This window comes from Synechococcus sp. CCY9202, from assembly GCF_034931685.1.
Classification (GTDB): Bacteria; Cyanobacteriota; Cyanobacteriia; order PCC-6307; family Cyanobiaceae; genus CBW1002.
Genome location: NZ_JAYGID010000024.1, coordinates 21,978 through 43,098, shown reverse-complemented (window position 1 = coordinate 43,098; position 21,121 = coordinate 21,978). Strand labels below are relative to the sequence as shown.

The window sequence follows — 21,121 nt, the reverse complement described above, 5'->3', positions numbered from 1 at the left end:
AGTAATTCAGGTTGACGGAAGGGCTGCAGGTGTCGTCACTTGGGCGATCGCTGCAGGGGGGACCCCCACCTGCTGGGCGATCAGCACCACCAGCTGCTCCACCCGATCGAGGCGCTGCTCCAGGAGCTGCAGCTCGGCGGCGCCAGCCTTGGCCATGGCCTTGCCGCCAGATGCCCCACCCTTGCTGCCCTTGGTGGCCTTGACGGGTAGGGCGCTCCGCAGGGGCGGCCCATCCGGGTGGCTGAGCAGGGCATCCACCTGTTTCGGCACCGGGCCCTTGCTGAGGCCCTTGATGCCGCGCGCCTTGCAGAGTGTCCAGAGTGCAGCGATCGACAGGCCCTCCAGTTCTTCTCGACTGGCAGGGGCGTCACCGTCCAGCAGCGCTGCGGGCGAGTTGCTGGCTGGTTTGGTGTCGCCCAGCTCCTCGTGCAACCCGCGGTAGAGCCTGGCGTCGGATTGGGCCAGGTCCCGCAACGTGGCCCGCAGGGTGTCAGTGAGTTGTCCCATCGGCCTTGACCTCCTGGGCCTGCTGGGCTGCTGGGCTGTCCACGAGCTCCACCTTGGCGGGAGAAGACGGTTCCGTCTGGTTCACGGGGCCGCCGTGGCCGTTCCCACCCAGGGGGAGCGGCGGCAGATTCTTGGTCTTCTCGATGAACTCCTGACGCTTCTGATCCAGCTGTACCACCCGCTCCTTGGTGTGGGTCCAGCGGTTGATGAAGCGGATCACGGCCTGCACGAGGCCACCAAGGAAAGAACCGCCTTGATAGGTCTTGCGGCCGAGCTTGTAGCGGCCGAATTCATTCACCAGATCGTCGCCAGCGTCTTCAATGTCACCGGCCAGGGCGGTGACGATTTCCAGCATTTCGTACACGTCCTTGCGGACTGATGCTTCCCGTGCGGCAAGATCCAGCAGGCGCTGCTTGAGCTGTGCCGTTTCATCTCGTGCCTTGTTGGCCAAGCTGCGGTGCTGGCCGCGGCTGCGAATCGAGCTCTTGTAGCAGTTGCGTAGCTCGAGGTAGGTGCTGTTCAGATCCTCCCGACTCAAGGGCTCGGGGTCAGGCGGAAAATCCGAGGTGGGGGGTAGAAAAACCATGCGGCTGGCCATTCAGGGTCAATTCTGCCTCGTGCCGCACCCTGCCCCAGGCCACATCGAGTCAGAGAACAATCCAGAAGTTGCATACGCCTGCGGCGATGCCCTGCAGCACTGGGGTTATGGCGCTGCCGCCGGGAGCTGCGACTGCCAGCGGAGGTTCACAGACCCTCACAGCAACAACGCCAGCCCATACCGAATCCGCCTTGGTCCAGCCCGGTCGTGGCCCAGTGCACCTGGCGGCCGCTGCCGATAGGCGCATACTCCACCAGCCAGTTCCTCCTGTAGAGCTGAACCTCCGGGCAGCGAAACGGGAAGGCGTCCCTGTGGTCTGGCGATCACGCCACCCGGCCTGCCCCGGCTTGCGCACCGCGCAAGGGCTGAAGCGAGTCGCTGCGCTGCGCTCCGCGCCCCTTGCGCGGCGCAGGCGGCGCCGGGGCTTGACGGCGGTGTCGTTCGCCAGCCCAGCCATGGCCGCCACTCCCCTCAGCCGCTCCTGCCCGATCCGCATCATCTCGGTGCATCTCCTTGATGCCGCCGGTCAGCTGCTGCGTGTGCTCTTCCTCGATCGCGAGGGCCACATCACCTCCGAGCCGCACTACGTGCCCCGGGAAGAGGCCCTGATCCTGGCTGCCAATCAGCAGCGGGCGCTCGGTCCCCAGGCCGAGGTGCGGGTGCTCTGAGCCCCCGTGGCCGGAGGCACTCCGCCTCCGGCTTTCGGGTGTCGCCACATCGCCCGTGGGCTTGGGCTTCCTGGAGCGATGGATCAAATCTCTCCCAAGCCAGCGGGTGAAAGCAGCAGGTCCCAGCCCGAAGCGGCTCACAGCAACGTCCTGACGGGTCGATCTGGCGGTCTCTCAGCTGGGGCCCTGCAGCACCGGCAGTAGGGGAGGGGATTGGCCACTGGGCCGGCGCACACCCACCGCATCCCTCGTCCAGTCCTCACGTCGCGTCAAGGATCGGGCCAGGCGCCCTCCGCTGTCGGGCGTCCTTGTCACGGCGCTGCGGCCGGCCGGTGGGGGTGGGATTCTCCGCCGTCCTGCCGATGGCTTCCCCCGCTTCCTCCCTCCGCCGCCGCCAGGAGCAGTCCCCGGCTCTCAGCCGTTCTGCCCTGCGGGCCCGCGATGCCCTGGTGCTGGAGCACCTGTCGCTCGCCGATGCCCTGGCTTCCGCCACCGCCCGGCGCCTGTTCCCGTTGGTGGAGCGGGAGGATCTGATCCAGGTGGCACGGGAGGCCCTGGTGCGCTCCGCTCCCCGCTGCAGGGCAGGTGAGCCCGCTGGGCCCTATCTGCGCCGCTGCATCGCCGGGGCCCTGCAGCACCACCTGCGTGATCGCGTCCGCCTGGTGCGGGTCTCACGCCGCGAGCATTAGAAAGGCACCTGCCCGCTCGGCCACACCAGCCTCGATGCCCCCGTCGCTGGTGAGCACTCCCTGCTTGAGCAGCTGGCGGCTCCTGCCGCTGAGCCGGCGCTGGAGTCCTCCCTCGCCGGGCCGGCCCTGGAGCAGCTCGTCGAGCAGCTGCCTGCCGCCCAGGCCACAGCGCTCCGGCTCACGGTCCTGGAGAGCCTGTCGCTGCGGGCTGCGGCTGAGCGGTTGGAGATCAGCGCCATGTCGGTGCAGCGGGCTCAGAAGAAGGCCATTGCTGCCCTGCGCCAGCAGCTGGTGGGGGCGGGCTGAGGCCCCTTCCCTCAGCTCTGCTCAAACACCAGCGTGGAGAGCGGCCACCAGCCACTGCCGCCCTCGTCGTAGGTCAGCTCCACCATCGGATCGGTGTCGCTGCTGTCTGCCGCCAGGTTGAGCACTGTGGCCCCGGTCTCTGGGCTGATCAGGTTGCGCCAGCAGCGCGAGCCAATCTCCGGCAGGGGTGTCGTGGTGTCAGGCATGGGTCAGGGGCTCACCATCACCCGGTTGCCAGCACCGCTGTTGCTCACTGCCGCAAACTGCCTGTGCTGGGGCGACCAGCAGAGCGAGCGCCACCCCAGATCGGCGGGGGAGCTGCGCACCGTCCAGTTCAGGCCATCGGCGCTGGTCATGATCCGGTTGCCGGTGCCGCTGCTGCTGACCGCCACCAACAGCTCCCGCTCCGGCGCCCAGCAGAGGGCGGTCCAGGCGTTGTCGGCCGCCGAGGTCCTGCTCGTCCAGGTGATGCCATCGGCTGAGGTCATCACCCGGTTGCCACGGCCGCTGCTGCTCACCGCCACCAGTAGACCCAGCTCAGCCGCCCAGCAGAGCGCCGTCCAGCTGTTGGCTGCGGCGGCTGTGCGCAGCGTCCAGTTGCGGCCATCGCTTGAGGTCATCACCCGCTGGTTGCTGCCGGTGCTGCTCACCGCCACCAACAACCCCAGTTGAGGCGCCCAGCAGATGGAGCGCCATTCCTGATCCGCGGCAGCAGGGCCGGCCGTCCAGGTGAGGCCATTGGAGCTGATCATCACGCGGTTGCCCGTGCCGCTGCTGGCCACGGCCACCAGCAGGCCTAGCTCGGGCGCCCAGCAGATCGAGGTCCAGTTGTTGTCGGCCGGCGTCTGGCGCAGGTTCCAGCTGCGGCCATCCTGAGAGGTCATCACCCGCTGGCCCGTGCCGCTGTCGCTGACGGCGACAAACAGCCCCAGCGCAGCGGCCCAGCAGAGCGCCACCCAGTTCTGATCAGCGGCCGCCGGTTGGGGGCTCCAGCGAATGCCATCGCTGGAGGTCATCACCCGATTGCCGCTACCGCTGTTGGCCACGCAGACGTAGAGCTGCAACTCCGGCGACCAGCAGATCGCCTGCCAGCTGTTGTCCGCCGCCGAGCGCACGGTCGACCAGAGCACGCCGCTGATGCCCAGCACCGGTATCGGGCCAGCCAGCTCTGCCAGCGCCGCTGCCGGCAGCTGGTAGGTGCCGGCCTGGGGCCCAGCGGGACGGGTGATCGCCAGCAGGTCGCCTGGTTGGAGGGTCATCTGCTGCGGCGCTCAGGGCAGAGCCGGCAGGGTGCTCAGGTCCAGCGGCATGTAGTCCCCGGCCGGCTGGGCAGTGGCCATCGCCGCCTGCAGCTGGGCCGCATCCACCACCCGCCCGGGCGTGCCGTCTGCCAGCGCCAATGGGTCGGCCAGCTGCACTACCCCCGACGCCTCGGCCGTGGCCAGGACCACGCTGAGCAGCGGTTGGGCGGGATCGCTCTCATCGACGGCCAGCGGAACGGCCACCTGGATGCGGATCACCCCGGCGCCATCGGGCCCCAGGGCGGCGTTGGCGCTCCAGCTCGTGCCGTCAAACAGCAACAGATCCCCCTGGGCGATCTCCGCTCCGGCGATGCCGCTCCAGCTCGCCAGGGCAGGGCCGGCGCTGCTGGCCAGGTACACATCTCCGGCCACAGCCCCAGCCGGGGCCTCGGTGGTGGTGGGGTCGATCGCGCCCCTGTAGGTGAGCGCGCCGGGGATGGCGGCATGGAGGGTGCCGTCGGCATCCACCGAGAGGTTGGTACCGGGCCTGATCGCCCCGATCGCCGCCGCGGTGGCCGGGCTGAGCATGAACGCCTTGACCTCATCAGCAGTGGCCCGGTAGGGCGTGCTGCCGCGCTGCACCAGCAGCAGATCGGTCGGCTGGGGCAGGGAACGGCCGGCGGTGCGGCTCTCGGTGGTGGTGGCCATGGTGATCCGTGCAGAAGGGGAAGGCGGTTGAGGAAAGATCAAGGAGGTAGGGGGCTGAGCAGGCGCAGGTCCAGCGCGATCACCACCACCCCATCGCCGGCAGTGGCACTGATGAGCGGCGCCAGGGCCTGCACGGCACTGACACCCCCGGACGGCGGTGGTTCAGGGGTGCCGCCGTCCTGCAGCTGGGCCTGGCCCAGGAAGATCACCCCCTGCGGCCGGCTGCTGCTGCGGCACTGGGCCGTCAGCTCGGCCAGCACAGCCGGATTGGGAGTGGCCATTGGCGCCAGGGCAGTGCTGCTCAGCTGTTGCCAGCCCCCAGCCAGGGATCCGCTGGCCGGGGCAGCGCTGGCTGGGATCAGAGCAGGGCATCCCCCAGCTCCAGGGCCGCGAGATCGGCAGGATCGCTGCTGGCAACACCAGTGCCCTCGCTGGTGGCCGTGCTGCTGCCGCTGGCCTGGGCTTCCAGCGCCGTGGCCTGCTCCACGAGTTCAGCCTTGGTCTGGCTGCCATCGAGCTCCACGCCGTAGACGGTGGAGCAGAACTCCACGATCTGGGCCTTGGTCATGGCCTGGAAGTCGGTGGGCTGTGAGGCCAGCAGGGCCTCGCCAGCCGCGCTGCTGGTGTCCGTCGGCTCACCGGTGGGCGTGGACTCATCTACTGGCGAGGCAGGCTCCGTCGCGTCCGGCGGCTCAGGCTCGAGGTCCAGCAGATCCACGGGCTCTGGCTCCATCTCCGGCGGCTCCTGCTCGGGTGGGGCCTGTTCTTCGCCACCACCGGAAGGGCTGAGCAACTGCCAGCCCAGGGCCTGCCAGCCGGCCAGGTGCACCGGCCAGATCGAGCGAGTCGCACCGTCCTTGCCGATCAGCAGCTGGCTGGGCGGCAGCAGCGAGGCATCGCCTACACCCGGATCCGGTGTGACGTTGAGCCGCTGCTCCGGGCCCGAGAGGCGAACAGGCGTGGAGGCGGGGTTGTTGCTGTCGAGAGGCTGCAGCAGCTCCAGCGGCAGGGCCTCGGCTCCGGCCGCCACATTGAGGGTGTCGAGTGGGTTGCCCATGGCGCTCACCTCACAGCCCCTGGTTGGCGGTGAGCGCCACGGTCATCCCGGCAGGAGTGCCAGGCGAAACCGTCGCCCGCGCCAATCGCAGGCAGGGCGGGGTGATCAGCGCGCTGTCGGCCGGGTTGATCAGCAGGGCGGCGCCGCTGATGATCGCCTCCACCTTGCCGCCAGCGGCGGGGATGGCGACGGCCGCGGCGGTGATCCAGCTGCCGGCGTTGCCATCGGCCAGCAGCGGCGCCAGCTCCAGGGTCACGGTCACGGCCTCGCTGTGGCCGGGGTGGGAGGCCACCAACACAAAGGACGCGGAGGCATCGAGATCGGTGCCGAGGTTCACCACATCACCGCTGCTGCGGGTGTGCTCATAGCAGTCGGTGGCGGAGTGGTTGATCCAGCCGACGAGCACCGTCTGGGCGTCGAGCAGCCGGGTGGCGTGAGAGGTCATGGAAGGGTCTCCGGTAGGGATGGGATGAAGGGTTCAGGGCAGCACCAGCGGCATGGGCGCCACGTTGAACAGGCGCGCGGCGGCCTTGCGGTTGCACACGGCAAAGCCCACGTACCAATCCACCCGCGTGCGGAACACCGGCGCGTCATGCACCTCCCCGAAGTCGCGCACCGAGATGCCGTAGCGCCCCTCGAACGGGCCCTGCAGGCCGCAGACCGCCGCATCACCCAGCACGCAGCAGTAGATGGAGGTGGTGCCAGCGGGTTCGTCGTAGCCGAGCACCGCGTTGCCCTCGGCGTCCTCCTCCACCAGCAGGATCTCGATCCCCTCGAAATAGTGGCGGCCGTCGATCACTTCATAGAGGTCGCCGCCGGCCTGGCGGGAGGCGGTGCTGATCTGGCGGCGGGCGGCCTTGCTGGCGATCAGCACCTTGTCGCCGCCGTAGCCGATCACGCTGTCGCTCAGCGCCTCCAGCGCCAGCAGGTTGAGCGTGCTGCCGCCGTTGTCGATCGTCTGGTCCTCGCCAGGCGCCAGGCGCTTGCTCAGCCCGTTGAACGCCCGCGGATCGAAGGTGTCATCGCCGTTGATGATTGCGGCTTCCAGGGTCAGCCGCATCGAGCGCACCTTCATCTCGGTCTGGGCTGCTCTGGCCTCAGGACCCTGCAGGTCCACGATCGAGCGGTCCACATCCAGGTCGCCGCCGAACAGGTGCACGAACTCCGAATCGGAGTTGATCACCCCGTAGCTCTGGCGGTAGCCCTCGTTGACGGCCCGGAAACCGACGCGGGGCAGCTTGGTCTCTGCCGGGAAGCTCAATGAGCCACCGACAAGGTTGCGGAAGGGAAGGCGGCGCAGTAGCTCCCCTTCCGCGAAGGTCTTGAGCACCGCCAGCTGTTCAGCGCGGCGGGCGTATTTCTGCGCTTCGATCAAGGTCAGGCCCAAGGGCACGCTCCAGGGGCCTGGCCCCAGTGACAACAGCTCCTGTTGCCAGGTCCTGCAGGCCATCCGGTTCTGCGCCGCTCTGCGGAGGGGTGTCTGTTGATCACGCCACATCGGCCCGTCCCCTCGGCGAGCACCGCATCGAGAACAGTGCGCGTCACGGTCCACCGCCTCCATCCTGCGGGTAGTGCAAGCGGTGGATGGTGGTACTGATGCGTGAGCGGCTGCGGTGCCTACCTTCCGCGCTTGGCCGGTGCCACCGTGCCAGGTCGGCTTGGGGGATCGCCGCGATGGCGGCCCTGCTGATCGGCGGAGCCCCCAGCCGCGCCGAACCCTGGAAGAACTGCGCCTACAACGACCGGCCGATCCCCTGCCGCGACAGCCACAGCAGCGACGGCACCGTGCGGATCGTCTGGAAGGACGGCAAGGCGATGACCTACCGGCTGATTCAGGAAGGCTTCCCCCTCTCCACCCTGCGGGACAGTCTGGGCGGGCTGTGGGTGCGGGAGATCTACGTGCAGGGCAATGCCGTCTTCACCAACAAGGCCAACGGCAATCGGATCTTTGTGCCGTTGCGCCCAGAGACCAACCGGCCATGAGCGACCTCGACGCGTTCCTCCGTTGGAACTCCGGCCACCTGCTGGAGAACCGCACCCGAGGTGCCTATGCCGAGTGGCTGGTCCACCGGGCGTTGGGCCTCGATTCCGGAGAGCACCGGGTTGCCAGCGCCTACGTCTTCTGCCTGCTGGCAGAGCAGGACCCCGAACTGGTGGATCCCCAGGACCTCAGCCAGTGGCGGTTTTGGGTGGTCCCCACGGGAAAGCTGCATGGAGGACGGAAATCGATCGGACTGCAACCGCTGATCCGGGCCTATGGCCCAGGCATCAGCTACGAGGAGCTGCCGGACTCCATTGAGGCCCTGCGCGCTTGAAGCCTGCGGCCGTCCAGAGCCGCCGCCAACCCAGACCTTTCGTGCTAGTACAGGCGTACGCATCGAGTGGTTGCATGGGAGTGGCTGCGAGTCGGGGGGCTTCTCCGCTGGAACAACGGCTTGATGCACCGATCGAGGAGTGGCCCTACCTGGGACAGGAGGTGCTGGTGCCAGCCCGCAGCCGCAAGGTCTGCATGACCTGCCACTGGTTCAGGCATCACGCCGGAGCGAACTGCATCCCACTGCTCACCTGCCAGCTGCACCAGGGCCTGATCGCCCAGGGCGAGCACCTCACCAACCGCTGCCAGGGCTGGACCGACGACATGGTGCGCCAGACGGGCTGGGCACCGGAGGTGGCCTGAGCAGAGCTCAATGAACGTCGTCGACCGGCCCGGTCGCCCGCCGCTTTCGCCCCGGGAGGGCTGGATCAGCGACGGTCGCAACGTGCTCCACTTCAAGCCGCTCCGCTACGACCGCTGGAGCCAGTCGCTGGAGGTGACGCTGGGAGAGGTGATGCCTGCCGGGGAGCCGGCGCTGCTCAAGCGCCGCAAGGAGCTCACCCGCGGGGAAGCGATCAAGCTTTGGACCCAAAAGCTGCAGGCCGGCTGGAAGGTTTGTGCGCCGCAGTGGGAGCCACCGAGGAACTGAGCGCCGACGGGCAGAGGCGTACCGGGTCTTCGAGTCGCGCTCGACAGCGAGCCCTGGCTGAGGAGCTGCTGCAAGAAGCACAGCCCTCCCTCGATTCCCCCCTGCAGCAAGCGACCACCAACACCAGCCGTAGCAGCCAAGCCAGCCGGAGCGTCGGAAGCGAGCCACAGTGTGAACATGAGTACGGTACGGTACTGTTTGGCCTGATTGATGCTGGTGCCAAGTCGTCCTTCGATTGCTTTGTCCGATGGTCCGCGCCGCAAGCCCTCCCCGGTCTCGAATCCTCCTGGCGGCCAAAGAGCTGTTTTTCAGCCAAGGTTTCGCCAGGGTCTCGACTGATGACCTTGCCCAGGCTGCGTCGGTTTCCAAGGCGACGCTGTACCGGCACTTCGAGGGACTCAATGGGGTCCTTCGAGCAGTCGTGGAAGCTGAGGTTGAAAGCTTTGAGCAGGGTGTTCCTACTGATGTTGAGACAGAGGAAGAATTCGTTGAAGCCCTGATCAGTTTTGGTTCGAAGCTTCTGAGATTTCTCAATCAACCTGAGATCATCAGATTCTCACAGCTGATGTTTGAAGAGGCGCGTTCACACCGCGATCTCGCCGGAGACTTTTACTCCTGCGCCTATGGTCGAACACAAGATGATCTATCACGCTTGATCCAGCAAGGCGTTGATCTTGGCTATCTGAAGTCTAAACACAGTGCCAATGATCTTGCTGAACAGCTTCTCGGGCTTTTGGAGGGTTTTGGATTTGTGCGCGCACTTCTTGGCTTGACCAGCCAACCATTTGAAAATCCCGAAGAAAGAAGCCGATCCTGTGTGCGCATCTTGTTGCACGGGCATACAGGAAGCCCGAACCTTCTCGATCGCACTTTCATTCATGAACGAAAGCCATGAGCATTCACAAATTCGCGCCTCCGGCGTCGCTTGGCGACCGGTTGAACGACTACAGCAAGCTTCTGATGGTACATTTCAAAAGCAAGTCTTTCACCATTGCTGTCGGGATCGCCACCCACTCAATATTCCCGCTCCTTCGCTGGCTGCAGCAGCGGAAGATCGACAAAGGCGAGACAATCTGGCTGGAAGACATGCCTGGGCCGCCACAAAGTCAGGCTTTCCCTCACCTGTCATTTCAACCGGCTGATCTGACTCCTAATGCCGGGCTACTTCGAAGGCGTGCTCGCCACATGAAAGTCGATTACCCAGCAACGGATTATCCATTTGCTTACCGTAAGACGCCACTTTCAGGCAATGTGATCAATGGCTTGGGCGAGGAGGCTGCCCGCCAGCCTGACCATGTATTTTTCGGTGACTCCTACAAGCGCGCCTGGGGAAAGCTGGACTGGTATTTCCAGGTTATGGAGCCCACCTCAATTCACCGACAGATTGCACAAATCTTTTGGCAGGACGGTGGTCGCGTTGGAATTGTGGCACGCAGAAATACCGCCCCTCCAGACCCTTCAGATGCCGCCCTCCTGATCAAAGAGGCGGCGAGGCGCTTCGGCGCGAGCCTGGCGGGCATCACCAAGATGGATGCAAGTTTTTGCTACCGGGACTCATCGCCCGATTTTCAGTATGCGATCTCAGTGGCATGGCCTATGGATCGAGAAGAGATGCTGCATACGCCGAGCCAGCGCTCCAATCGGGAGATCATGGATGCCTACCGGCAGGTCAATCGAGTAGCCATCAAGCTTGCGAACTTCATTCGATCCCTGGGCCACCCAGCTCAGGCGTCCACCAATCTAGCCCCAGGCTCCAGCACTGAAGTGCTTCATGTTCCCATTGCCATTGAGGCTGGTCTTGGCCAGCTCGGCAAACATGGATCCTTGATCACTGCTGAATTCGGCTCCAACGTGCGCTTGGCCACGGTGCTGACCGATTTGCCCCTTGCGATCGATCAGCCGCGCGACCTGGGTGTTGACGACCTTTGCCGTAACTGCCGGATTTGCGAAACCAATTGCCCGCCTCACGCGATTTTTTCCGAAAAGCAGACTGTGAGAGGCCAGAAGAGATGGTATGTCAACTTTGACAAGTGCGCACCCTATTTTGCTGAAACACGTGGCTGCGGAATCTGTATTGAAGTGTGCCCCTGGAGTGAGCCCGGAAAAGGTATGGAGCTCACAAAGACCCTGCTTGGTCGCCGCCACCCTGTTACGGGCAGCGAGTGAGCAGCTTTGTCGGAATGAGGCCCCACCTGGGTGCAGAGCACAACAAAGCCCGGAGTGCTGGCCCCGGGCGTTTGTCTGCTCAGCCGTGGTGCCGTCCCAAGGGGGACGGGCGCAGCTGCGCGGTCGGTTGATCGTTTGCAGATCAGGGTGTCTTCGGTTGTGGTCGGAGTTGCCGGCGCTGGCACCTGGGGCCAGGTGTCAATCGGGACGTTCCGTTGGGTCCGGGGCACCTCAGGCGGTGCAATGGACGGCGACTTGGCTACACGCCAGGAACGTCAGAAATCCGTCGAGAGTGTTGGAGCAGGGGCCGGATCGTCAGCGCACTCCTGGCTGCTGCTCAGGGGGGGTGTCTTCCATCGATGGAGCCTCCGAATCCCGTTGCAGCCAGAATGGATCCGGCGGCTGGAGACAGCAAGAGCAGCGGCGGGATCCACATCCCTCGTTACCAGCTGCAACGCATCGTCATGCGGGCCTTCTCGCCGCAGGTGCTAAGTGCCGGACAGGGCTGATCCAGTCCCTGCCCCACCGGCGCTCTGTGGATCGGCTACGCGCAGCCCTCCTCATGGTCCGGGCGGCCTCAAGGGCTGACGCGAGTCAGCCGACTTGTTCGATGGCTGCGCTGCGCTCCGCATCTCAGCGGGGGCTGCCCCTTGACCCCGCCCGGCCTGCTTCGGGGTCTCCGCTACGCCTGCCATGGCTTCCGCATCCCGCATCCGCGCCTTCCAGCTCCTCAGCTCCCGCACCCTGGAGCTGCTCTGCGGGCGTATTTCTGCGCCTCGATCAAGGTCAGGCCCAAGGGCACGCTCCAGGGGCCTGGCCCCAGTGACAACAGCAGCTGTTGCCAGGTCGCTTGTGGGCAGGGTGAACCCTGAGGTTCAGGCTGTTTAGCCTGGGGCGATGACCAATCCCCAGCTCATTGAGAACCTGCTTGCGGTGATCCGCAGCCTGCCGGCTGACGATCGCCGCTGGCTGCTCAGGCAGCTGGAGCAGGACAGCAGCGACCTGAGTCACGGGGCCCTGGCTGAGATGGCGATGGCCGGGGGTGCCTTTGACGACCTGGCGGCTGAGCCTGACCTCTACAGCTTCTCGGACGGAGAAGCGATCGGCGCCTGCTGATGCTGAGCCGCTACGACATCGTGCTGGTCGCCTTCCCATTCACGGATGGGCCTGCGGCCAAGCCTCGGCCGGCCTTGGTGATCACCACCAGTGAGCGCCATGGGGATGTGTTGCTGGCCTTCATCAGCTCCAACGTCAGCGGGCCGCCAGGCCGCGATGAGCTCGACATCCCTGCCGATCATCCAGGCTTCTCAGACACCGGCCTAAAGGTGAGCTCGAGGATCCGGCTCAGCCGCATGACAACCCTGGCGATGCCACTGGTGAAACGGCGCATCGGGCTGCTGCCGCTGGCCTTGCAGACGGAATCCCAGCAGGTGCTGCAGCGGGTGATCGGCGGCCAAGGCTGAGCGTTCCCCTGTTGGCCAGTTCGTCGCTGTGACAGCAGTGGGCGGCACCGGTTTCCAATCCCGTGCCCGGTAGCGGCCTGGGCCCCTGCCCCACCAGCTCCTGGTGGATCGGCTACGCGCAGCCCTCCTCATGGTCCGGGCGGCCTCAAGGGCTGACGCGAGTCAGCCGGACTGGTGCGTTGGCTTCGCTGCGCTCCGCATTGCAGAGGGGGCTGCCCCTTGACCCCGCCCGGCCTGCTTCGGGGTCTCCGCTACGCCTGCCATGGCTTCCGCATCCCGCATCCGCGCCTTCCAGCTCCTCAGCTCCCGCACCCTGGAGCTGCTCTGCGAGGAGGCCTCCACCCATCTCCCCACCCCCCTGGAGCGGCTGGAGCGCCTCTGCGCCGATGTCCTCTTTGATCGCCAGCGGCTCAATCCGCCGCTGGTGAGCTCCTTCCCCGAAAGCGAGCTGCCCTTCTGAGGGGGCGAATCCCTCGGGCCCTTGGTCTTCGGGCCCTTGGCCCCGGCTGCGGCCGGGGCTCTCTTTTTGCCCGCAGCCGGCGGCCCCAAGCCAGCACTGGCAACAGGGCTCAGCAGCACCACGCCGATGGCCAGCCCCATGACCCCCGAGCGGTTCCAGGACCGCTTTGAAGCCTTTCGCGGTGAACCCCAGCAGGTTTCCGGCGTCTGGACCCTTCATGCCGCGATCGCTGCCCTGCCCGGCAGCGAGGCCGTCCTTGATGAGCAGGCCCCCTGGGCGCTCACCTTCAGCCAGAAACCCGCTGCGCCCCCGGCACCAGCAGTCCCCGACGGCGGCCTCGATCCCCGCGGTTCAGAGGAAGCTGGCATGGCCGGCCCGCAGCTGGCAGCCCCCGTCCAGCCCGGAGACACCTACCTGCTGGTGAATGACCGGGATGAGGACATGGAGGCCTACGACCACACCGGCCAGTTCCTCTGGAAGATCCCCTGCCTGGCCCGCGGCCAGGGGGCGGATACCGACTGGAGCCAGAACAGCACCGACACCCCGCCAGGGCTCTACAGGCTTGGCCAGCTCTACGCCGATTACGAGCAGAACCCCAACCCGCCCTGCTCCGATACCGCCATGGGCTACGGCTGGTATTCCTTCGACATGGAGGAGCTGGAGGGCCAGGAGGCCGCCCACGGCCGGGCCGGGATCATGCTCCACGGTGGTGGATCAGCCTGCGGCTGGCCCGGCGCCTGGGCAGCGCAGCAACCCCTGCACCCCACCCTCGGTTGCGTTCGCCTGCACAACGCCGATCTGCGCGACAAGGTGCTGCCCCTCTACCGGCATGGCACCGTCTATGTGGGGGTGTTCCAGGAAAAACAGTGACCCCGGGGCTGGTGCTGCCACCGGCTGGGGCCAGACCGCCCAAGCCGCCGTTCGACCGCGAGCGGTTCATCTTCAAGATCCTGGCGGTGGTGATCGGCACCCAGCTGCTGATCCATTCCCTCGCCGCTGGGGTCTGCGGTCAGCGGGCGCTGGAGGGCCGGCCTGTTGGCCAGATCTGCCCCGGCACGCTGGAGCAGCTGCAGGGCGGCTTTGATTCCACCCTCAAGCTGCTGCTGGCGCTGCTGGGCGGTGCAGCGCTGACGCGCATGGACCGTTAAAGCCTGGGAGCGGGAGGAGGGCTTGCTCCGGGCCTCTCCAGTCTGAGGCCCGTCCTGCGGCCGCGCCTCCGCTGGGATCGGTCCCGTCGCTGCGCCACACCTGGCGCCGATCGTCATGGCCACGCTCACTGCAGGCAATTCCGCTGCCACCTCCCCGTTCTGCAGGCCAGAAGAAGATCCGTTCCTGCTGCTCGAATCCACGCTGCGCGCGGTGGAGGAGATCCTGCTGCGGCGTCGTGGGCTGCCGCTGCGCCGCACCTGGATCGAGCAGCCCTATGGAGAAGAAGAGATCACCCTGCTGGAGGAGGAGGTGATCCCCGCGATCCAGCAGTGTCTGGCACGGGTCGATGCGCTGGATGAGCGGCTGTTAGCCCAGCAGGAGCTGATGCAGCGCTGTGAGCTCGAGCTGCAGCGCCAGCCACTGTCTGTGCAGAAGCTGCAGATGGCCTGAGCGCCATGGTTTGGGGGCTGCAGCTGCGGCCCCCTTGCCTGTGCCTCGATCCCAGGGTTGGCGGAGCAGCGCCTGTCCTCGGGCGCGGTGGGTGCTCAGCACGAATCCGCATGAGGGCCAGTGGGGCGTGGCTGGCCGGGCGGAGCGAAACCCCTCCGCAGCCTGCCCCTGCGGCTTGCGCTGGCCAGGGCTGACGCGAGGCTCGCGCTGCTCGCCCCTGGCCAGCACTGCGCCTGCGGGGCGTCTGGTCGGTGTTCTCCGCTCCACCCCAGCCATGGCCACTCCCCAAGGCCCCGTCTGCGAAGTCCGCCTGCTTGTGGTTCACCGCTATCAGCCAGGAGTCCAGAAGCTCGGCACCACCCCCTGTGAGGTCGAGTTCCTGGGCCGCCGCGGCAAGCCCGTCAAGAAGAGGCGGCTGATCCCTGCCGAGAAGGCGTTCGCCTTTGCCCGCAAGCTGCAGGGCACCCCAGGCTGCACCGTCTCGGTCTGCTGAGCCTGGGGGCGCAGGCCCGGCTGCCGGTTGGTGGCCGGGCTTTCCGGTCTTCACAGGCTGAGCCGGCCAACATGGACATCAGTGGCAAGCAAACCATCAGTCGCGAGAGTTGGGGAAGGCACAGCGAGCAGACGGCATCGAGAAGCAGGCCGAGACCCTGCTGCATGCCTATGCAACCGTCTGCCACAACTCCTTACGCCCCAGGGAAGCGGGGCCAAGCGCCCACTGACGTCAGACGACCGCCCCCGCCAGAATTACCTCACCCCCTGAGCCAGCCAACCCCTGATGCAAGCGTTGGTCTGGCTCCCGGTGGACAACCCCACCCTGGATGTTATCCAGGCGCAGCTGAGGCAGCGGGATGTGTTCACTACTGGGTATGAGCGCGTAGGAGTGGACGCATATGACCCGGCGACCTATCTGCATGACCAGTTGCTGGAGGAGACGAGCTTCGGCTTCCGCTACGACCGCAATGTGCTGAGCCGCCTAGTGGAGGTGGTTCAAGGTAAGCCGTTGAGCGAAGAGCATCGGGTGGCCTGCGGCATCCAGGTGCTGGCGCAGATCACGGAGGCCGTGGTGGAGCCAAACACGGCGCTCTATGAGTTGGGATCTGGCTGCTCGCATGCAGATGCTGAGGAGCAGTTAGCTCTGTTTCGTCGCATCGACCATACGCATCCGCAGCACTGGGCCGACCTGGCAACGGGTCGAGCTGATCGCTTCAAAGCAGAGCGACTTGGCGACTGGGAAGGAAACAGCGCGAGGGAGGACAATTACGCCAAAAGATTAAATCGGTGGAGCGCAAGTTATGCGGCTTGCCTGAAGATTGCCACCCTGGAACTGAGTGAGATGGGCGCCGAGGCCAGGATGCTGGAGTTAATCCGCTGGATGGAGGAAGATCTATGCTTCCTCTTGCCAGGGTTAATTCTTGCCAATCGGTATCTCGCGCCCAATTCCTGCCGTGGCGGCTTGTTCAAGCAACTGCGCAGCCAAGATCGAGGCAAGGCTCTTAAAGGAATTCGCAACCAAGCATGGGATCTCGCCTTGATCTATGCCTGGATGGAAGATTGTCGCAACATCGCCACCACTGGCAAGATCGTAATTCTGGCCAGCCTGGATCGCAGATTGCACTCGATCGCACGCTCGGTTCTAACGGCCATAGAACTTGGGCGCGATGAGGCAATCACAACGCAGCAGACAATTGAGCGAGAGTTCTTCTCTGCCTGGGGAATGGCACGTGGGCAGCGACTTCTTGGTGCATGGCAAGCCGCTCAATCACGACGACAAAGCCACCCCGAACGAAAGCGAGTCCTAACACTCGAAGACGCCCGAGAAATTGAGAAGTTTTTGGAGGCGCAGATCCTTCTTCCCGTCACTCCTCTGCCACAAGCCGCGGGCAATGGCCAGCACTGCTGAGGCTGGAATTGAGGCGATGGATTTCCTGATCCTTTGCGCGAGTTGCGTAAAGCGCTGAGGCACAGCAAAGCGGAGCCGCATTGCCGACGCCAGCTCCGTTGCACGGCTATGACCGATCGGCGTACCGCCCAACGTCCTGCAGATCGTTGGGCGCCACTCACTCCAACTAGCCCGACTGCTCAAGGGATGGGTTGGCGGTGAGCACCCAGCCAGTACCGGTAACGGCTGCGATACCGCCCGGCACGGGCTTTGGAGCGAGCAGAGCCGAACTGGGGGCTGGAGCCATCGCGGCGGCGGCGTACCCAGACACCCCGGCGAATCAGCCGAGTGTCGTTTGGATTGGCGCGGCGGGCGGCCACGATCGCCCCGTAACCCCGCTTCTGTTTGCGTTGGGCGCGGGAACGGGCCTGGCTGGCACTGGCGGCCGGCACCACCGTGGCGGTGGATCGGTTGCGCCAGAACACCAGGTACCAGGCCATTGCTCCCTCCCGGCGGGTTGATCAGCGCCGCGGTGCAGCCGCCCGGGGGGTGGTGCCCTTGACGGCCTCCAGGTAGAGCTCGGCGGTGCTCAGGGTCTGCAGGTTCACGGCTCCGCCGTGCTCGTGACCGCTCTCAGGCACAGCCGCCGAGTACAGCCCGCTGCGCTGCTGGAACAGGAAGCTGTACACCGGGTGGCGGCGCAGCTCCTCCATGTAGTCGCCATCGCTGAGGGCGACACCGTCGGCTGTGAGGGGCTGGCCCTTGCCATCCACCGGCAGCAGCCGCTCGCGGCCGTCCACCTCGCCCAGCTGGAAGTGGCCACCGCACAGCGTCACGAAGGTGTCAAAGAACGTCCCCCGTTCATCACCGCCCACCCGGCCTTCCGCTTCTGAAAACAGCCGTTCCATCAAGCGCTCCTTGCGCAGGTTCTGCACCTGGGAGCGGGCCTCGTCCCGTTCCTTTTCGACGCTGCGCACGCGGCGCAGGTTGGCCTCGTTGAGCTGGCGTTCGCGCTCGCCCACCTGGCGTTCGAACTCCTCGCGCTTGCGCTCGGCGTCCTGCAGGCGGGCGTACTCGTCCGGGTTGATCTCCGAGAAGCGCGAGAGCTGGGCTCGGGCCTTGCGCAGTTCTTTTTCGAGCTGGTTGCTGCGGCGGCGTTCGGCCCGCAGGGGATCAGCACTGCTGGGAGCAGCGGCAGGAGGTTCGTCGTTGTCGCTGGGGCTGGAGTCCTGTGGCAGGGAGAGGTCGAGGGTGTCGTCGCCGTCGGCAGCATCCAGAGCCACGTCAACGGCGCCGTCGCTGTCGAGCAGGTCGGAGTCAGCGGCAGGTGGAGCAGAGCCAGCAGGGACCTGGTTGGGTTGTTGCTGCTGTTGGCGGTAGGTCTGCCATCGGCCAGGAGGGACCATGGGACCTGGAGCAGCGCCACTGTTGGCGCCGCTGGAATCAGAGGAGAAGAAGGAGGAGGGCATCACCCATCACGGCTGTGGTGCTGCGGGCGCCCCGTCCGGGCTGCGCTCGCTCTCCCTGTTGCCAGCTCCTCAAAAGCCCTGCTCAGGCAGCTCATCCAGCACGGGAGCAGAGCGCCGGGCCGGCAGGTAGGTCCACTCCCCCGCCGGTAGCGGCGTGGAGGGCAGATAACCAGGCACCAGCAACTGCATCCCCGCCGGGATGGAAGTGGTGGAGCGGTAGACGGGCAGGAGCAGGGTGGTGCCAGCCGGCAGCGGTTCCTCGCTGGGCCAGCTGCTCAGCTCCGGGTTGAACTGGCGCAGCAGAGAGAGGCTGAGGTTCTGCTCGGCCGCCACGCTGCTGAGCGTGTCGCCTTCGACGCTGATGTAGGTCTCGCTCTGCTGCAGCACCGGGTTGAGGCTGCGCAGCTTGGTTTCGGTAGTGCCATGGCGGCCAGCCAGCACGGCCAGCGAATCCCCATCAATGGAGGTGATGGTCTGGGTGCTTTCCAGCTGGGGGTTGATCCGCCGCAGCGTGGCCACGGTGGTGCCGTAGCGCTCGGCGATCAGGTTCAGGGTGTCGCCATCCCTGAGCACCAAGACGCTGTGCGGCCTGAGTACCAGCTGGATCGCTTCCCCCAGCAGCGGCTGCAGCAGCAGCCCGATACCGCCGGGGCCGTAATCCGCCCCGAAGTGCATCACCTGGCAGCCGGCGAACTGGGCCCGCCCGCCACTGGGCAGCCCGCCCTCCGGTTGCAGCAGTGCCAGGTCCCCGAGCCACATCACCCCCTGGCAGGGGGCCTGCACCGTGCCCAGCAGCGTTGGGTCCCAGGGCAGCGGCGCCTCGTCGCGGAAGCCTGGTGTGGCCCAATTCAGCTCGGCCGCTAGCCAGTCGAAGGTGTTGCTGGTGCTCACCGGCAGGATCGCCGCCCGGCAGAGGTAGCCGCGCAGCAGCACGTCGCCTGGGTCGGTGAGAGCGGTGTCGTTGTAGCCGCTGACGATGCCGTTCTGCTCCAAGAAGCAGTCGATCACATGTCGGCGGATGGGAACCGGATTGCGGCTCTCGGGCCGGTCCACCTCAAACAGGCAGAGGCGGGCATTGGCGTAGGGCTGCAGCGCCAGCCACAGGGGAGTCGCAGCAGGCTGAGCCACCCGGCTGTCGATCGCCGGGGCGGCTTCAGGCAGAGACACCAGCTGGCCCCACAGCGGAGCACCTCGCAGAGGATTGAGGCCCTGGTTCAGGGGCGAGAGGGGCTGCTCCATCGCTCAGCCCCGCACCAGGGATCCCCGGAAGGGATCTGGGTTGCACAGGCGCCAGTTCTGCAGCCGCGGCAGCAGCAGCGCCAGCTGGCCGATGTGCTGGCTGCGCTGCCGGTTCAGCACCATCGCCGGGGACGGCCCCGCAGGGTTCCACTCACTCTCGGTTTCCTCCAGCAGTAGCTCGGTGGCGTACTCGACCACTGCCAACTTGCTCAGCGGCAGGGGGTTGGGCACAACGCCACCGGCAACACCCTTGCGCTTGGTGCGCACCGGTCTGTTCACCTGTGCCGGGGTCAGCGCCGCCAGCTGCTGATCCAGGAGGGCGATGGCATCGAGGTGGCCCTGAGCCGTGCAAACCCCCGTGGGGTAATGGGCCTGCAGCAGGGCCATCTCCCGGTTCAGGGCCGCAAGGGCAGCACTGGTGACGGGGATGGAGAGGGCGACGCGTAGAGCCTCAGCATCACCGGGGAGCCAGGTGCAGGTGGGCGGGGAGGTCTGGGTCATGCCCTCCGTTGCCAGCCAGCTCAGCTGCCGCTGCCCCCATTGATCTCGCCCAGCCCCAGCTGCTGGCGCAGCTCCACGCCGTCAATCACTCCCCGCTCATGCAGCACCAGCCACTCCTGCACCGATGGCTGGGGTTGGCGCGGGGGCTGGGGCGGCACCAGCGGGCTGATCTCCACGCTGCAAGCCGGCGAATCCGTCAGCTTCTCGCCGGTGAGGCTGGTCCACTGGCGCAGCAGGGTGCTGAGCATCGAGGCCTTCTGGCCTGCCAGCGATTGCAGCACCGCAAAGCTCTGGCCGGCGGTGAGCGAGACCTCCAGCTCGGTCCGGGCTGGACCGTGGCCGCCGGCGGGGATCAGGGCGTCACGACGCATGGCCTCCTCCAGCTGCTGCAGGTAGGCCCGGTGCTCAGCCAGCGAGCGGGCTTCAATCTCGACCCACTGGAACTTGGCGCCTTCCGGCAGGTCCATGAAGGAGGAGGTGGAGAGCACCAGGCGCTGGGGGCGCTGGCCTTCTGCGCCGCCAGTAGCCGAACCCGAGCCCAGAGCGCCATCACTGCGCCGGAAGCCGTAGGCATCGACCAGCCCCGTGCGCACACCCACCGGCAGGGCGGTGCGGGAGAGGAGATCCTCGTATTCGCTGCGGCAGCGGTAGTGGTTGAGGTACTGGTGGGCCAGGCCCAAGTGGGGCAGATCGCCTTCTCCAAAGGCGGTGCCATCCACCGAGTACCAGAGGGCCGGCAGATCAAAACGCTGCGGCATCCGCTCCGGCTCCCCTGCTGGCACCACGTCGTAGCCAGCGGCAGCACCGGGATTGGGGTTGGCCTGCCAGCTGCGCAGCACCAGGCCGTCATCCGTCACCGACAGGCTGCGGTAGAGCCAGGCCTGCGGGTCTGGCACCAGTCCGCCGTGGGCGTCGATCACCACCGTGGGCACTGCGGCATTGCCACTGGCAAAACGGGGCGGCAGGGCCTGACGGCGCGGTTCGCGCCAGACGATCTCCACCGGGCCCGACGCCGGAGCCGCACTGGCGGTATCGGTGGGCAGGCGCCAGTTGAGTAGGTCGCCACGGGGCACCAGCTGCAGGCGGGGTAGGGAGAGCCTGTCTCCCTTGGCGATGGCCTCAAGCCGGTCGCCTTCTGAGGGCCAGCGGTGCTGGGGCGGCAGCTGCAGGATCAGGCAGCCGCCATCCCGCAGGGTGAGCAGGTCGGCCAAGAACAGGAACACCCCCAGGTCCGTGCCCTGGCCATCCACATCGGTGGCCACCCGGATCAGGGAATCAGGCAGCTCCTGCCAGGCCAGCCGCGACAGCATCCCCGCGTAGGTGCGCAGGGCATCACGGAAGAAGCCGGTGGGACGGGCCGCCTCCAGGCGCTTGAAGTAGCAGGTCTCGGGCTCCTCGATGCCGCGGGGCAGGTAGACCGGCCGGCGGCTGGTGCCGTCGGGGAGCTCCAGCAGGGTCCAGCAGTCGTAGACCAACTGGAGTCGGTCACGTAGGCCGCTGAGGGTTGGGTGTTCCAGCCAGGGGGGCTGAGCTGGGGGTTGAGCCTGCGGTGTGGTTGGGGAGGTGGGGCTGCTTGAGGTGACTGACCTGCGGCGGGTACTGGGC

Annotated in this window: 31 protein-coding genes; 17 read left to right on the top strand and 14 right to left on the bottom strand. The window is 66.5% G+C overall.

Features of this window, described 5'->3' with window-relative positions; translation table 11 throughout:
* Nucleotides 1-6: 6 nt before the first annotated feature.
* Nucleotides 7-507, bottom strand: a complete 501-nt coding sequence (locus tag VB777_RS02875; RefSeq protein ID WP_323246993.1) for a hypothetical protein — start codon at nt 505-507, stop codon at nt 7-9.
* Entirely contained in the window at nt 491-1,093 is a 603-nt protein-coding gene (locus VB777_RS02870; protein ID WP_323246991.1) for a hypothetical protein, read from the bottom strand. The genes VB777_RS02875 and VB777_RS02870 overlap by 17 nt, the downstream gene beginning before the upstream one ends.
* A gap of 467 nt (nt 1,094-1,560) precedes the next feature.
* Here VB777_RS02870 and VB777_RS02865 point away from each other — a divergent pair, with 467 nt between their 5' ends.
* The 3 genes from VB777_RS02865 (at nt 1,561) to VB777_RS02855 (ending at nt 2,768) form a co-directional block, all read left to right on the top strand.
* A complete protein-coding gene (locus VB777_RS02865) occupies nt 1,561-1,773 on the top strand; it encodes a hypothetical protein (RefSeq protein ID WP_323246989.1) in 213 nt (70 codons plus the stop codon).
* 362 nt (nt 1,774-2,135) lie between these two features.
* Nucleotides 2,136-2,462, top strand: coding sequence for a sigma factor (locus VB777_RS02860; protein WP_323246987.1), 327 nt, complete (start codon nt 2,136-2,138; stop codon nt 2,460-2,462).
* Between the two features lie 60 nt (nt 2,463-2,522).
* A complete protein-coding gene (locus tag VB777_RS02855; protein ID WP_323247097.1) occupies nt 2,523-2,768 on the top strand; it encodes a sigma factor-like helix-turn-helix DNA-binding protein in 246 nt (81 codons plus the stop codon).
* Nucleotides 2,769-2,779: 11 nt separating this feature from the next.
* Here the strand turns inward: VB777_RS02855 and VB777_RS02850 are convergent, their stop codons facing one another.
* The 7 genes from VB777_RS02850 to VB777_RS02820 all read right to left on the bottom strand — a co-directional run bounded on the left by VB777_RS02850 (nt 2,780) and on the right by VB777_RS02820 (nt 7,224).
* A complete protein-coding gene (locus VB777_RS02850; RefSeq protein WP_323246985.1) occupies nt 2,780-2,974 on the bottom strand; it encodes a hypothetical protein in 195 nt (64 codons plus the stop codon).
* A gap of 3 nt (nt 2,975-2,977) precedes the next feature.
* A complete protein-coding gene (locus VB777_RS02845; protein ID WP_323246983.1) occupies nt 2,978-4,027 on the bottom strand; it encodes a hypothetical protein in 1,050 nt (349 codons plus the stop codon).
* Between the two features lie 12 nt (nt 4,028-4,039).
* Entirely contained in the window at nt 4,040-4,717 is a 678-nt protein-coding gene (locus VB777_RS02840) for a hypothetical protein (RefSeq protein WP_197169802.1), read from the bottom strand.
* A 38-nt stretch (nt 4,718-4,755) separates the two neighbouring features.
* Entirely contained in the window at nt 4,756-4,998 is a 243-nt protein-coding gene (locus VB777_RS02835; RefSeq protein ID WP_323246981.1) for a hypothetical protein, read from the bottom strand.
* 77 nt (nt 4,999-5,075) lie between these two features.
* Nucleotides 5,076-5,774 (bottom strand): hypothetical protein, encoded by a 699-nt coding sequence (locus tag VB777_RS02830; RefSeq protein ID WP_323246979.1) that lies wholly within the window; start codon nt 5,772-5,774, stop codon nt 5,076-5,078.
* Nucleotides 5,775-5,784: 10 nt separating this feature from the next.
* Nucleotides 5,785-6,219 (bottom strand): hypothetical protein, encoded by a 435-nt coding sequence (locus VB777_RS02825; protein ID WP_323246977.1) that lies wholly within the window; start codon nt 6,217-6,219, stop codon nt 5,785-5,787.
* Nucleotides 6,220-6,252: 33 nt separating this feature from the next.
* Nucleotides 6,253-7,224 (bottom strand): major capsid protein, encoded by a 972-nt coding sequence (locus tag VB777_RS02820; RefSeq protein ID WP_323246975.1) that lies wholly within the window; start codon nt 7,222-7,224, stop codon nt 6,253-6,255.
* A gap of 224 nt (nt 7,225-7,448) precedes the next feature.
* Here VB777_RS02820 and VB777_RS02815 point away from each other — a divergent pair, with 224 nt between their 5' ends.
* The 14 genes from VB777_RS02815 to VB777_RS02750 all read left to right on the top strand — a co-directional run bounded on the left by VB777_RS02815 (nt 7,449) and on the right by VB777_RS02750 (nt 16,328).
* Nucleotides 7,449-7,757, top strand: a complete 309-nt coding sequence (locus VB777_RS02815) for a hypothetical protein (protein WP_323246973.1) — start codon at nt 7,449-7,451, stop codon at nt 7,755-7,757.
* Complete coding sequence (locus tag VB777_RS02810; RefSeq protein WP_323246971.1) at nt 7,754-8,089, top strand: hypothetical protein; 336 nt, start codon at nt 7,754-7,756, stop codon at nt 8,087-8,089. The genes VB777_RS02815 and VB777_RS02810 overlap by 4 nt, the downstream gene beginning before the upstream one ends.
* Nucleotides 8,090-8,163: 74 nt before the next feature.
* On the top strand, nt 8,164-8,451 hold the full coding sequence (locus tag VB777_RS02805; RefSeq protein WP_197169796.1) for a galactose oxidase: 288 nt from the start codon (nt 8,164-8,166) through the stop codon (nt 8,449-8,451).
* A gap of 10 nt (nt 8,452-8,461) precedes the next feature.
* Nucleotides 8,462-8,737, top strand: coding sequence for a DUF1651 domain-containing protein (locus VB777_RS02800; protein ID WP_197169795.1), 276 nt, complete (start codon nt 8,462-8,464; stop codon nt 8,735-8,737).
* Nucleotides 8,738-8,984: 247 nt separating this feature from the next.
* On the top strand, nt 8,985-9,632 hold the full coding sequence (locus VB777_RS02795) for a TetR/AcrR family transcriptional regulator (RefSeq protein WP_323246969.1): 648 nt from the start codon (nt 8,985-8,987) through the stop codon (nt 9,630-9,632).
* Nucleotides 9,629-10,903: a 4Fe-4S dicluster domain-containing protein gene (locus tag VB777_RS02790; protein ID WP_197169793.1), complete on the top strand. Its 1,275-nt coding sequence runs from the start codon at nt 9,629-9,631 to the stop codon at nt 10,901-10,903. The genes VB777_RS02795 and VB777_RS02790 overlap by 4 nt, the downstream gene beginning before the upstream one ends.
* Before the next feature lie 897 nt (nt 10,904-11,800).
* Complete coding sequence (locus VB777_RS02785) at nt 11,801-12,019, top strand: hypothetical protein (RefSeq protein ID WP_323246967.1); 219 nt, start codon at nt 11,801-11,803, stop codon at nt 12,017-12,019.
* Nucleotides 12,019-12,366, top strand: a complete 348-nt coding sequence (locus tag VB777_RS02780) for a type II toxin-antitoxin system PemK/MazF family toxin (protein ID WP_254942885.1) — start codon at nt 12,019-12,021, stop codon at nt 12,364-12,366. The genes VB777_RS02785 and VB777_RS02780 overlap by 1 nt, the downstream gene beginning before the upstream one ends.
* Before the next feature lie 262 nt (nt 12,367-12,628).
* Complete coding sequence (locus VB777_RS02775; protein ID WP_323246965.1) at nt 12,629-12,826, top strand: hypothetical protein; 198 nt, start codon at nt 12,629-12,631, stop codon at nt 12,824-12,826.
* Between the two features lie 138 nt (nt 12,827-12,964).
* A complete protein-coding gene (locus tag VB777_RS02770) occupies nt 12,965-13,696 on the top strand; it encodes a L,D-transpeptidase (protein WP_323246963.1) in 732 nt (243 codons plus the stop codon).
* On the top strand, nt 13,693-13,974 hold the full coding sequence (locus tag VB777_RS02765; RefSeq protein WP_323246961.1) for a hypothetical protein: 282 nt from the start codon (nt 13,693-13,695) through the stop codon (nt 13,972-13,974). The genes VB777_RS02770 and VB777_RS02765 overlap by 4 nt, the downstream gene beginning before the upstream one ends.
* 115 nt (nt 13,975-14,089) lie before the next feature.
* Complete coding sequence (locus VB777_RS02760; protein WP_323246959.1) at nt 14,090-14,425, top strand: hypothetical protein; 336 nt, start codon at nt 14,090-14,092, stop codon at nt 14,423-14,425.
* Between the two features lie 274 nt (nt 14,426-14,699).
* Complete coding sequence (locus VB777_RS02755; RefSeq protein ID WP_323246957.1) at nt 14,700-14,918, top strand: hypothetical protein; 219 nt, start codon at nt 14,700-14,702, stop codon at nt 14,916-14,918.
* Nucleotides 14,919-15,227: 309 nt separating this feature from the next.
* Nucleotides 15,228-16,328: a hypothetical protein gene (locus VB777_RS02750; RefSeq protein ID WP_323246955.1), complete on the top strand. Its 1,101-nt coding sequence runs from the start codon at nt 15,228-15,230 to the stop codon at nt 16,326-16,328.
* Nucleotides 16,329-16,507: 179 nt separating this feature from the next.
* Here the strand turns inward: VB777_RS02750 and VB777_RS02745 are convergent, their stop codons facing one another.
* The 5 genes from VB777_RS02745 to VB777_RS02725 form a co-directional block, all read right to left on the bottom strand.
* Nucleotides 16,508-16,807 carry a hypothetical protein gene (locus tag VB777_RS02745; RefSeq protein ID WP_323246953.1) on the bottom strand — a complete coding sequence of 100 codons (300 nt, stop codon included), beginning with the start codon at nt 16,805-16,807 and terminating at the stop codon, nt 16,508-16,510.
* A gap of 21 nt (nt 16,808-16,828) precedes the next feature.
* The gene (locus VB777_RS02740; RefSeq protein WP_323246951.1) at nt 16,829-17,776 is read right to left on the bottom strand and encodes a hypothetical protein; all 948 of its coding nucleotides are present in this window, start codon (nt 17,774-17,776) and stop codon (nt 16,829-16,831) included.
* A 69-nt stretch (nt 17,777-17,845) separates the two neighbouring features.
* Complete coding sequence (locus VB777_RS02735; RefSeq protein WP_322757568.1) at nt 17,846-19,015, bottom strand: LysM peptidoglycan-binding domain-containing protein; 1,170 nt, start codon at nt 19,013-19,015, stop codon at nt 17,846-17,848.
* 3 nt (nt 19,016-19,018) lie between these two features.
* The gene (locus VB777_RS02730; RefSeq protein WP_322757567.1) at nt 19,019-19,516 is read right to left on the bottom strand and encodes a hypothetical protein; all 498 of its coding nucleotides are present in this window, start codon (nt 19,514-19,516) and stop codon (nt 19,019-19,021) included.
* 20 nt (nt 19,517-19,536) lie between these two features.
* Nucleotides 19,537-20,991, bottom strand: a complete 1,455-nt coding sequence (locus VB777_RS02725; RefSeq protein WP_323246948.1) for a DUF4055 domain-containing protein — start codon at nt 20,989-20,991, stop codon at nt 19,537-19,539.
* Nucleotides 20,992-21,121: the final 130 nt, after the last annotated feature.